The organism is Pedobacter sp. AW31-3R (genome assembly GCF_052180285.1).
GTDB lineage: Bacteria > Bacteroidota > Bacteroidia > Sphingobacteriales > Sphingobacteriaceae > Pedobacter.
Genome location: NZ_CP197475.1, coordinates 1819416 through 1831588, shown reverse-complemented (window position 1 = coordinate 1831588; position 12173 = coordinate 1819416). Strand labels below are relative to the sequence as shown.

12 protein-coding genes are annotated in these 12173 nt (G+C 38.5%); 7 read left to right on the top strand and 5 right to left on the bottom strand.

Features of this window, described 5'->3' with window-relative positions; all coding sequences use genetic code 11:
• Window positions 1-166 precede the first annotated feature (166 nt).
• The 3 genes from ACSBL2_RS07515 to ACSBL2_RS07505 all read right to left on the bottom strand — a co-directional run bounded on the left by ACSBL2_RS07515 (window position 167) and on the right by ACSBL2_RS07505 (window position 2667).
• A complete protein-coding gene (locus ACSBL2_RS07515) occupies window positions 167-1237 on the bottom strand; it encodes a FecR family protein (RefSeq protein ID WP_442591062.1) in 1071 nt (356 codons plus the stop codon).
• 144 nt (window positions 1238-1381) lie between these two features.
• A complete protein-coding gene (locus ACSBL2_RS07510; RefSeq protein WP_442591061.1) occupies window positions 1382-2263 on the bottom strand; it encodes a hypothetical protein in 882 nt (293 codons plus the stop codon).
• Window positions 2260-2667, bottom strand: coding sequence for a hypothetical protein (locus ACSBL2_RS07505; protein ID WP_442591060.1), 408 nt, complete (start codon window positions 2665-2667; stop codon window positions 2260-2262). The genes ACSBL2_RS07510 and ACSBL2_RS07505 overlap by 4 nt, the downstream gene beginning before the upstream one ends.
• Window positions 2668-3361: 694 nt before the next feature.
• Between ACSBL2_RS07505 and ACSBL2_RS07500 the strand changes: the two genes are divergently transcribed.
• Window positions 3362-3871 carry a GNAT family N-acetyltransferase gene (locus ACSBL2_RS07500; RefSeq protein ID WP_442591059.1) on the top strand — a complete coding sequence of 170 codons (510 nt, stop codon included), beginning with the start codon at window positions 3362-3364 and terminating at the stop codon, window positions 3869-3871.
• Between the two features lie 82 nt (window positions 3872-3953).
• Here the strand turns inward: ACSBL2_RS07500 and ACSBL2_RS07495 are convergent, their stop codons facing one another.
• Window positions 3954-4262, bottom strand: coding sequence for a winged helix-turn-helix transcriptional regulator (locus ACSBL2_RS07495; RefSeq protein ID WP_442591058.1), 309 nt, complete (start codon window positions 4260-4262; stop codon window positions 3954-3956).
• 147 nt (window positions 4263-4409) lie between these two features.
• Between ACSBL2_RS07495 and ACSBL2_RS07490 the strand changes: the two genes are divergently transcribed.
• Window positions 4410-5153: an SDR family oxidoreductase gene (locus tag ACSBL2_RS07490; RefSeq protein WP_442591057.1), complete on the top strand. Its 744-nt coding sequence runs from the start codon at window positions 4410-4412 to the stop codon at window positions 5151-5153.
• 176 nt (window positions 5154-5329) lie between these two features.
• Here the strand turns inward: ACSBL2_RS07490 and ACSBL2_RS07485 are convergent, their stop codons facing one another.
• On the bottom strand, window positions 5330-6607 hold the full coding sequence (locus tag ACSBL2_RS07485) for a carboxypeptidase-like regulatory domain-containing protein (protein ID WP_442591056.1): 1278 nt from the start codon (window positions 6605-6607) through the stop codon (window positions 5330-5332).
• 565 nt (window positions 6608-7172) lie between these two features.
• On the opposite strand from ACSBL2_RS07485, the gene ACSBL2_RS07480 reads away from it, so the two are divergent.
• From ACSBL2_RS07480 to ACSBL2_RS07460, 5 genes are all read left to right on the top strand, one after another.
• A complete protein-coding gene (locus tag ACSBL2_RS07480) occupies window positions 7173-7763 on the top strand; it encodes a TetR/AcrR family transcriptional regulator (RefSeq protein ID WP_442591055.1) in 591 nt (196 codons plus the stop codon).
• 66 nt (window positions 7764-7829) lie between these two features.
• A complete protein-coding gene (locus ACSBL2_RS07475; protein WP_442591054.1) occupies window positions 7830-8954 on the top strand; it encodes an alkene reductase in 1125 nt (374 codons plus the stop codon).
• 27 nt (window positions 8955-8981) lie between these two features.
• The gene (locus ACSBL2_RS07470) at window positions 8982-9710 is read left to right on the top strand and encodes an SDR family oxidoreductase (protein ID WP_442591053.1); all 729 of its coding nucleotides are present in this window, start codon (window positions 8982-8984) and stop codon (window positions 9708-9710) included.
• A 20-nt stretch (window positions 9711-9730) separates the two neighbouring features.
• Window positions 9731-10522: an SDR family oxidoreductase gene (locus tag ACSBL2_RS07465; protein WP_442591052.1), complete on the top strand. Its 792-nt coding sequence runs from the start codon at window positions 9731-9733 to the stop codon at window positions 10520-10522.
• Window positions 10519-11523, top strand: a complete 1005-nt coding sequence (locus ACSBL2_RS07460; RefSeq protein ID WP_442591051.1) for an NADP-dependent oxidoreductase — start codon at window positions 10519-10521, stop codon at window positions 11521-11523. The genes ACSBL2_RS07465 and ACSBL2_RS07460 overlap by 4 nt, the downstream gene beginning before the upstream one ends.
• Window positions 11524-12173: the final 650 nt, after the last annotated feature.

Genomic DNA, 12173 nt, shown 5'->3' with positions numbered 1-12173 from the left:
CTCAGGGAAGTTAAAAATTAGACAATTTTGGTATGCTGTCAGGGGCCAGACATACCTGTTGATTTCGTAAAATCATCGGTTAGGTGTAATAGTCTTTCATGAAATTTTGAATTAAGTGTTTTAGTTAATAGTTAGTTATGTTATAGTTTTGTTTTGTATTCTTCTTTTAAAATATCCTCACTACGGAATTACTGATGTTGTAATGAAATGTTTCTGTCAGTTGCAGTGCCTTAAGTGCTTCATTGAGGTTTTCCTTTTCAATGATACCGGTAAACCTCAATTGTCTTACCTGTTCATTTTCAAACTTAAACTCTACATTATACCATCTTTCCATACTTCTGGCCAGTGCAGGAAAACCTTCATTCTTAAAGACCAGTTTATTTTCTGTCCATGAAGTCTCCACGATGGTTTTCTGCCCCGGATAATACGTAAGCTGTCCCATGGAAGCTTTAATTTTTCCCTCAGAAAGGCTGACGATCTTAGGGCCTTTACGGCTATTGTTCACCACCAGTTTCTGCGTTGGCTTTAACCTGATCTGTTTCCTGGACAAATCATTCAGCGTTACCGTGATCGCACCGGTCAGTAAAGTTGTTTCAGTTAGGTTTTCATTTGCATAAGCCTTGACGTTAAATGTTGTTCCCACTACTTTAACGTTCATATCTTTGGTATGGATGATAAATGGATGTGCTTTATCCTTACTTACATCGAAAAATGCCTCTCCTGTCAGGAATACATCCCTGGTAGTGTCAGAAAAGTTTGCCGGGTATTCCAGTTTGCTATCTGCATTTAATCGGACTTCAGTTCCATCAGCCAGGGTAAAAACAGACCTCACTCCTTTCGAAGTTTCTTTAATGAGCAATTCCGTTCTGTAGGTGAAATAGCTGTTGTAAACAATAAATCCACAAAAAGCAAGCAATACAGCAGTAGCCATCCTATTTATCCAGGTGTCTCGTTTTGATTCCCGGTAGGGATCCTCTTCATCGTCTGTCGACTCCTGCTCTCCGGCTTTATCCTCACCAGATTCGCCCCTGCCGATCCTCTCCTGGATGGTCTTAAATAAAGCCATACTGTCATAGCTTTTTTTATGGCCACCCAACCAATACTCCCTCAGTAAATCTTCCTGCTCTTTATCATAACTGTCCTCTCCCCTCAGATAGATCAATTCACTCCTTTCCATTTCCGAGATCTCGCCCGAAAGTTCTTTAGTCAGCAGCTCTAAAAACCTATCCTTGTCCATTGATTAATTCGTCTGTATTCCTGGTCATTTGGTATAAAGACAATATCAAGGAGTCAAATGCTTACAAGCTTTGAAAATAAAATTGGAATTAACAGGAATTCAGAATATAATAGTGGGGATTCAGGGCAAGAAATTATAACAATTTTATTGATCGAGGATTGACTCCATTGTATGTTGAGAATAGCTCTGCAGATTATCAAACTCAACTAGATTTACCCTATTGGGTTTTCCAAGAAGACGGATTGCGTTTTCATAAGGCTTAAACAAATCCTTTGATTTGGGCTTAGCTAGAATTACATCAAATAGGTAGCCATTCTGGGTGGCAAACTCTTGAAGATCCTCGAACTGTCCAAAGTATTGCCATGCTTTCCTTTGAATGGATTCGGGTCTTTGGAGATCAAAGCTAACAGGCTTTACCAAATGTGTATTTGCATGTTCTTTCCATGCAATATCAAATCTAATAGAAGCACTGGCATTAGGGCGTATCGCATAGTCCAAATAAATATTACTTGTCTTATTTAATGATTGATCATTATTCAGAAATTTACCTAAAAATTTTTTGTATTTTCTAAGTAAGATGGACTCATCTACTTTTTCTGTGTTGCTATCTTGAATTTGAAATACGGAAAAATACAGGTTATAAAGTTGATCAGTAATCTTTTGAATTTCTGGAGTGTAAAGCACTGAATTGCGATAATTTCCAAACTGCAATGCTGACGCATCAGGTGCCAGAAATTCTTTTTCTAAAAATTGCTGGAATCCGTTCCCCATATCATGATCGTAGAACAAATGTGGAGTTTTATTTAATGTATTCACACGCTCCTGAAAATACCTGAAATAAGACTTTATAGTTCTCTCAGGAACATTCGGATAGGCATATTTTAATCTAATAAGTTTTTCAGGAAATATAAATTCTAATCTCTTGTACTGAGGAAAATATGCAACAAGACCGATATTCAATATCTCCCCTAGCAACTGCGAGTGGTGGTATTGCAATAAAGCATATTGATAGGTTCCTTTTATCATGCGATCAGACTTAACATTATCAAACAATATTTATTGGAATTCTGTTTGAGGTAATAAAGATACTGAATTAATCGATCACTTCCACCGACATTGATACCTGACCTCTTAAGTTCTTCAATCAATAATTCGATTTTATTTACGTCCATTCTGCCTAGGTACTCTTTAAATGTATCAAAAAGGGGTCTCTTCTGCCCTCTATAGGATTTCAGTTTCGAGTAGAAGAGATGGTGATTGTAGGTTTGTGGCCACTTATTGTCTTTAAACTCATCTAAAATTGCTTGATAAGCGCGCTCAGAGTCACCATCAATAAAATGAAGACAGAGCTCATGGTCAATTAGTATAAATCCATCATCATCAAGCAATAAGTTAGCCTTGTTATGATGACCTCCTCTATCTGCATTCATGATCATGCAATCAAAGGCAAATAATGTTGCACAGTCCCAGATATTAAAGGTAGATTTTTTGAGATCCTCATTTACCAGACTGGCATTGACAAGTTTGCTACAAAATGTTGCCCCCTGATATTTGCCTTTCAGCTCTTCTAAGTCTACAGGATCCAGTGTGCTTCTGAATTCGGGGTCATTGAGATCTATAATATAGCTTTCTGGAGTATCCAGTCAAACTCTCTAGCCAGCTCAAACAAATAAATTCCTTTGCGATATGACAGCTCTGTGCTACGTTATTTGGTGTAAATAATTTAACCACACAGGGAATCAATTTTATATCAGGATCATTTTCGTCAATACATGAAATACTCCAAGGTTTGGTTGACCCTCCCTTAAGTTTCCCATCGAATTGTATTGGTATTAATTTGATCAAATTATTTTTTTCCTAAAATATGTATTTCTGTCAATAAAGTCAAAGATAAGTACAACGTCATTTTCGACACTTATTATAGATATCCACTTGACACTTAACAAAGTTTGTGTTAACTGGCGCCATAACCTTATGGTTAGCACACCACAATGCATCAGTCACATATTTAACTATTTTTAAATCCTCTCCAAAACATACTCAATCAATAGCTCTTGTGTTCCTGCAGGTCATAACATAAGAATCTAATTAATTGATTTTTTGCAATTATCTTTGATCACACGTATGCAACTCAATATTCAGACCACTAGATTAACGCTGCTTCCTTTCACAATGGACATCTGTATAGAGTCACTATCCAACGTTTTTGGGACTATTGCCGGTATGGGAATTTATCCTGGCAGCGGATGGCCGGATCCGGAAACCCTGGACACCTTGCCTAGAATCATTAAAAACCTGGTTAAGGTAAACCAACCTTCCGGATTTGAGTCCTGGATGATCATAGAAAAAAATACCAATTTATTGATCGGAGATATTGGATTCAAGGGCATTCCCAATGAGAATGGAGAGGTAGATCTTGGATACGGTATAATTACAAAAGAACGCAAGAAGGGATTTGCCCTTGAAGCAGCCACCGGAATTTTGAAATGGGCCTTTCAGCAACAAGAAGTCAGGTCAATTACTGCAAATTGCCTCACTGACAACTTGGGGTCACAAAAGATACTGTCTTTGCTCAATTTCAGCATCATAAAGATGGACGATGAAATGATCTATTGGAGATTATTAAAAGACTAATCTTCCCCTTTGCCTTCACCTCATAGCGCTTACAGTTGCCAATAAGAATCTCTTATGGGATACCACTGACTCATGATCAATTCTATTTACCAGTAATTACTTTACGGTGTTCTATCCCCCATTCTGCCAGGTTATTGATAATGGTCTTCAACGTTATACCATATTCAGTTAACTGGTATTGCACAGCTATAGGCTGAGTAGCTAACACCGTTCGCTTTATCAGTTTATTGATCTCCAGCTCCTTTAATTCTTTACTCAACATTTTGTTGGATATCCCCTGTACATCATTCAGAATATCAGAAAATCTTCTTTTGTTATAATAACAAATTGAAGAAATGATGGAGATTTTCCATTTCCCGTTCAAAACGTCCATCGCATCGTGGACGGCCATAATCTCTTTTTTGTGCCCTAATTGGCATTCATTTTCCGTCATAAGTTACTTTGTTACCCGAAAGTTACTGTTACTTTTCGTTACAAAGTAACCTAAATTATTTTACCTGTGCTAACTTTGCACCATAAACATTAAAAAAATACAATCATGGATTTTACCAATAAAAATGTAGTCATTACAGGTGGAACTACCGGAATAGGTCTGGCCACAGCAAAAGCATTTATCAGCGCGGGTGCAAACGTTTGGATTACAGGAAGAAATGCCGAAAACCTGCAAAAAGCAAACGCAGAGATCAACGACCCAAAATTGTTTACTGTCGTATCGGACACTTCAAAACTTGAAGACATTTCGATCCTGGAAAAAGCAGTTGCAGATAGCGGAAGCAAATTAGATGTCCTTTTCCTGAATGCAGGAATTGCGACATTCGAGCCAATAGAAAAAGTAACTGAGGCAAATTTTGATGCACAATTCAATACCAATGTCAAAGGCCATTTCTTCACCTTGCAAAAATTACTCCCCCACCTGGCAGATGGAGCAGCGGTAGTGTTCACTTCCTCAACGGTAGCCACCGCTGCAAATTCCGGAGCCAGCGTATATTCTGCAACCAAAGGAGCATTGAATAAAATTGCCCAAATTTCGGCAAATGAACTGGCGGGAAGAAAAATCCGTGTCAACGTCGTTAGCCCTGGACCTATTTTAACACCTGGTTTAGAAAACGCTGTGCCCTTAGAAGCAAAAGAGTATCTGGCTGGTGCGACCGCACTGCAAAGGATTGGTGATCCTGATGAAATTGCAAAAACAGTCTTATTCCTGGCTTCTGATGCCGCAAGTTTTATTACAGGAACAGAAATCGTTGTGGATGGCGGTTACCTGAACTACGCATTAAAATAAGCTGTAATATCATTGTTCATTACCAGGTCACAAAAAGCGGCAAATGCCGCTTTTTGTGACCTGGATTAAACTCTGTTCATTGTTTGATTCTTAAACATTCCTTTTAGTAACGGTTCTATCTCTAACCGTCTTATTAAAAATAATCCTGTATTGCGATTAGTATCTGGAGGTGGAGATTACAGCGACAATATTTTTAATTCTTTACCAGTTGGTAAGATCGTATTGTACTTATACCAGAAGTCATCTGAAAAACGATTCCCATTTCTAAATAAAGTACTCTTCTTATAGGAATCACCCCCTTTTTCTGTTTGTTCGGGTACATTGTTATTATGAATTAATACCTCTGCTACAGATCCCAAAAGCCCTTGTTTTTTGCCCAATTTAAACCTGATATCCTGCTTAACCCTGCAGTACCTTAAAAGTGGAATATCACCATCGCTGTAAATCCCAAGCATACTATTTTTCTCACAAGAGTAGGCGATAAAAATCAGATTAACTTTTGGCATGTACTTTAAATGGGTAAGGTAACCATACTCCACCTGCATGACTCTATTGGTTAGGGTATTAATATAAACAACAGCATTTGGCAGATATTGATGTACTTCAGTTTTTGGATTAACAGTGATCTTTGAAAGATCCCCATACGACTGGATGGTATACGTGTATTTGTGCAGTTGTTTAGGCTGAACTAACTTATTAAGGTATTGGAGACTGTAATAATCTTTCAGAGCCTGGTCCGGACTTATTAATGTTTCAACCTCAGATTTCCATTTGTTTTCTTCCGTAACTGAATCTTTCTTAATTCTGGATTCTACAATATTCATCCTGAGTTTTGTCTTCCTGTCTTTATGGTCTATTTTATATTGCACTGCGGCGTCTGCGTATTTATAAAGCTTTTCATCCAGATAGGCAAATTCCTTATAGTAGGCCCCTAGATTATCTTCAACCGGGATTAGTGAATCGGTAAAATCTATTGCCTTCTTTAAAATCTCGGGTATGGAAAGGGAATGAATGGCAACTTCAGTCAGATTAAAGGATACTGGTTTTAAATAGATAGCCTGATTTGGGTTGGATTGGAGGTTTGCTATTGAAAAAACTTTAGTCTGATAACCCATACAACTAATTTTCAAACTATCTGTCTCCTGAATACCAGCATACAGTAACATGAATTTTCCATCTGCATTACTAACAGTGCCAATTTGTTTGTCACTAATTTTTAAGGAAGATTGTTCAATTGGTTGTTGCGTGATTTCATTTTTAATGATCCCAGTTAAATAGGCTTGCTGGGCCTTAATTGAAGAATGCGTTAAGGATGCAAAAATAACAAAAGTGTAAAAAATATTTTTCATGGTTAAGTACAGGACAAGGTCACCTACAAATAAAGAAAATGCATCCGCTTTTTTACTATTCAATTCAAATATTTCTTCAATAATGACATCTCGATCAAACAACATATGAAGTCAATGATTGCAATCAAACAATGAATATAGGAACCACTATTCCACTTTTTGAGTGATAGAGCCATTTGAAGTGGCAATTGTAGTGAAAGTGATCTCTTAAAATGTATCAAATGCCTCATATCGCAATCCGAAAAAAAAGCAGTTAAATTTTGAAACATAAAAGTTTCCAAACGCATGAAGTTGAAAGACAAGGTAACTTTAATCACATGTACCAACAGCAGTATAGGTTTTAGAGTCGCCGCCTATAGCTGAAATAAAACAAATTTGAGGCTTCTACAGAGCCATTCGGAAATAATTTTACTGGAATTGCGGGTGACGTTACAAACGTCGGCCGAATTGGCTACCATCTTCCTAAACACATTCGAAAGATTTGGCAAAATGGACACTTTATAGTTAATGCAGGCAAATCAGTCGATAAATGATTATAAAAAACCAATTTCCTATGTGATAATTGTTCACATATAGTTTGTGTCTGTATAATGTAATGAATAACCATTCGTCGCATTTCCACTTCATAAAAATATACTTTTTAGTATATTTGAACACCAATTCAATCGTAATGCTAACGAAAGCGGAAAAAACAAAGCAATTTATATTAGAAACAGCAGGTCCTCTTTACAATGAAAAAGGAATATCCGGCGTGAGTATAGATGATGTACTTGCTGCTACGAAGCTGACAAAAGGGTGTCTCTATGGACATTTTGAAAATAAAGAAGATCTTTCCGAACAGGTTATTGAGTTGTCATTGAAGAAGCTTTCAGATAAAATACGGCTGGCTGTTTCTAAAGGAAAATCTGCAAAGGCCAAGTTATTTGCTTTTATGGATTTCTATAAAGACCCTATCGATACCTATATCCCTGGTGGGTGTCCTTTAATCAATACTGCCGTTGAGGCTGATGATAACTATCCCGTTCTAAAGGAAAAGGTTGCAAAAGTATTCAGAGCCGGTCAACAAGAGCTTACTGCATTGCTTCAGGAAGGGATTAACAATGGAGAATTTTCAGATCAGCTGGATCCGGTTATTTTTTCTTTCAAAATGGTCGCCGCCATAGAAGGCGGAATTGTAATGTGCAGGGTCATGGACACAATTAAACCTATGCACGGGCTGATTAAAAGCCTAAAATTTGAATTGAACCAATACACTGTATAATTTTTTTACACTAAAATAGACCAAAAAGTATATTACCAAACATAAATAGACCAAAAAGTATAAAACATGAAAATAGAAATGGATAATTTGCTAAATACCAAAATTTTTGAACCCTATCCACTCGGTACCCTAAAATTAGGGAACCGAATGGTCATGGCGCCTATGACACGCAGCCGCTCCAACAATCCTGGAAACCTGGCTACAGAATTGACGGCACAATACTATGGGCAACGTGCTTCTGCCGGATTGATTATTACTGAAGGCACATTCATTAGTCCGCAGGCAGTGGGCGTAGTGAATGTACCCGGTATTTACAGCAAGGACCAGGTTGAAGGATGGAAGTTGACCACCAGTGCGGTACACACACATGGAGGAAAGATATTTGCACAACTTTGGCATACCGGTGCCTATTCGCATCCTGATTTGCATGGAGGAAAAAAACCATTGGCTCCTTCCGCAGTTAATCCAAACCAACAGGTTTTTACCGCTGAAGGTTTTAAAATGTCCGAAGAGCCGCAGGCCATGACGGTACTGGAAATCAAAAAGACAATAGCTGATTTTAAACAAGGTGCTATAAATGCTTTTGAGGCTGGCTTTGACGGGATTGAATTACATGGAGCCAATGGATATTTACTGCAACAGTTTTTCAGTCAGAATTCCAATAAACGTGAAGATGAATATGGTGGATCAGTAGAGAACCGTGCCCGTATTCTTTTTGAAATACTGGACGAGCTGAAGGAAGTTGTTGATCTTAAACGTGTAGGTCTGCGCTTAAATCCTTCATTGCATGGAATTATGGGGATTTTGATTGATAAGGAAACAATCGAGCTATACAACCATATTGTCACCAAACTAAACGATTATGATTTGGCTTACCTTCACTTGATTGAACCGTTTACCGATGTATCCAATAACCCAGAGGCCATTCAGGAAGTGGCTAAACATTTCCGCCCTCTTTATAAAGGAACAATCATTATCAACCGGGCTTTCAACAAAGAAACAGCGAATAAAGTAATAAATGATGGTGATGCAGATTTGGTTTCTTTTGGTGTCCCTTTTCTGGCAAACCCCGATCTGGTAGAACGCTTTTGGGCCAATGCCCCTCTAAATACTCCTGATCAAGCTACCTTCTACACCCCAGGGGAAAAAGGATATACCGATTATCCAACTTTAACTGATCAGCAAAACTAATTTTTTAATTCAATAAATATCAACATCATGAAAACAACAGGAAATACCATATTCATCAGTGGCGGCAGTGCCGGCATTGGCCTGGCCTTCGCTAAAAAACTAAGTGCAGCAGGCAACAAAATTATCATTAACGGCCGTAATGAAGAACGCCTGCAAAAGGCATTACAGGAATTGGATAATGCCGTAGCCATGCAGGGTGATCTATCGGTAGCGGACGAACGTATCCGTATTGCGAACGAATTAACAGCAAACCATCCGGAACTGAATATTGTGATAAATAATGCAGGAGCAGCCTTTATGAACGATCTGGGCGATGCAAATAACAATGTCACAGAAAAAGCTTACCAGGAAATCAACACCAATTATATCAGTGTAATCGATTTTACTTCGCGGGTCTTGCCACAGCTCTTAAGGCAAAAAGATGCGGCAGTGGTCAACATCTCTTCGATAGCGGTATTCCGTGGAAATAAATATCTGCCTACCTATTCTGCCAGCAAGGCTGCACTACACAGCTATACACAAGGCTTGAGAGATACATTTGCAGAAAATGAACAGTTAAATGTATATGAAGTCTATCCTCCTTTGGTGAATACCGAATTCTCAGCAGGAATCGGTGGTGCGAACGGCATTCCACCTTCAGAAGTAGCCGATGAATTGTTCCAGGCTCTAGCAAACAATCAGTTTGAAGTGCCGGTAGGTGAAACCAAAAGGATCCATGCTTTACTGGAGCCTCTCACCGAACAGGCGGCCCATTAATCCTATTTATTAAAAAAGACATGGACTTAAACGGAAAAACTATCCTCATCACCGGAGGTGCCTCAGGTATAGGATTGGAGGCAGCGAAACAATTTTCAGCAATCGGTGCAAAAGTCATTATCACGGGCAGAAATCAACAAAAACTCGAGGCTGCAGAAAAGGATATTCCATCTTTAATTGCGATCAGAAGTGATGTGGAAAATGAGGATGATGCATTATCCCTTTTTAGGCAGGTAAGTGTCATGGGAGGTATTGATATTTTATACAATAATGCGGGTGTTGGGAGCCCGGCGCTCAATCTGGGCGTATCCAGCGATAAAATCCTTGAACAGGCAAGCTATGAGATGAATGTGAATTATTTTGGAGTGATCAGACTGAATAACCTGTTTATGGATATGCTTAAGTCGAGAAAAGATAGCGCAATCATCAATACGACCTCGATCCTGAGCCTTGTACCCGCACTGGAAGAACCAACATATTCTGCCACTAAGGTGGCCCTGAGTTTTTACACCCGATTACTAAGAAAAAACCTGGAGATCCTGAACAGTAATGTAAAGGTATTTGAATTGCTACCTCCCGTTGTGGCAACTGAAATGACAGCAAAAAGAAAGGACAAGAAAATGACTCCGGAACAATTGGTGAAAGAACTGATCTCAGGGATGGAAAAAGACCAGTTTACCATCCGTGTAGGGGATACTAAATTGCTTTACATCATGAGCAGGTTTTTTCCTAAATTAGCTTTTAACCTTGTGAATCCCAGAAAAATATACAAGGATTTCCTTAACAACCAATCAAAAAACCAACTGGTATGAGAGCATTTACCATTGAAAAATATAGTAAGCACCAGGACTTAAAACTCAGTGAGCTACCTGTTCCCCAACTAAATGCCAATGAGGTTCTGGTGGAAGTCCATGCTGCAGGCGTAAATCTTTTGGATGCTAAGATAAAAACAGGTGAGTTTAAGCTGATTTTGCCCTACAAACTGCCACTCGTTTTAGGACATGATGTTGCAGGGATTATCATAGGGCTTGGGAAGGATGTAACCAAATTTAAAATGGGGGATGAAATCTATGCACGTGCAGCCGATTTCCGTATTGGTACTTTTGCCGAGTACATTGCAGTCAATGAAAACGATGCTGCATTAAAGCCTTCCAACATCTCTATGGAAGAAGCTGCTTCTGTTCCACTCGTTGCATTAACGGCATGGCAGGCTTTGGTAGAAAAAGGTAACCTAAAAAGAGGTCAAAAAGTTTTTATTCAGGCGGGTTCAGGCGGAGTTGGAACTATTGCTATCCAACTGGCAAAACATTTAGGGGCAACTGTTGCCACAACAGCCAGTAAACAAAGTTTTGAAATACTGAAAAATCTAGGCGCGGATGTTCTGGTGGATTATAAAAATGAGAATTTTGAAGATATCCTGGAGCATTACGACCTGGTGCTGAATAGTCAGGATCAGCAAACACTTCATAAATCTATAAACATATTAAAGCCGGGTGGAAAAGTTATTTCAATTTCTGGCCCACCAACACCAGTTTTCGCCAGAGAAGTAAACGCTCCGTGGTTTGTCAGGATCTTACTCTTTTTCTTCAGTTTAAGCACCCGGAAAAAGGCCAAAAAGAGAAATATTGATTTCTTCTTCCTTTTTATGACAGCCCAGGGAAAACAATTAAGCAAGATAACCAAACTCATCGAATCAGGTATAATTAAACCTGTACTGGACAAAGTATTCCCATTTGAAAAAACGAACGATGCACTAGCTTATGTAAAAAGTGGCCGTGCTAAAGGAAAGGTGGTGATTAAAATAAAATCTTGACATGCACTCCATGAATCTGAATCTTTCCAAAACATCCTGGAGAAAGTCACCGCCCGTTCCGGGGCTCGTCCAGCAACATTAACCACCAAATGGTAAGCTGAAACCAATCTTTGATTGGCACCCTGTATCTATTCCAGATTTACAATCAACAATATTCACATATAGAACACAATTTTATTATTATAAATAAAATAAAATCTATTATAAAAATATAACAACCATAGAAGTTACACAAATCCTTTATAAGCTTTTCATTTTCCTAATAATAGCACAAAATTAAAATTGATTTAAATATAAAAATTTAACAAACCTGTTGACAAGGATAAGACATCATACGGAGACGCGTTGGGTTAGGTCCGTGTTAGCTGCGTGCTGAGTCCGACCTGAGTCCGACCTTTTTCAACTAGTTGTTTTTAGTCGGACCTAGGTCGGACTCAGCACGCAGCCAGGTCGTACCGACCTGCACGACGGTACAAGAAGTTTCAGCACGCTCCTGATCTTTTGTACACCAATTGCAAACGAAAACCAGGTTTTAATAAAAATTAAAAACACAATTTAAGACTACAGAGCAGCTTTAACAAGTTTAAACAGTCAGAGATATATCTTTTCCTATTGAAGAGCCTGAAGGAGCTAAAAACATCATAGAAACC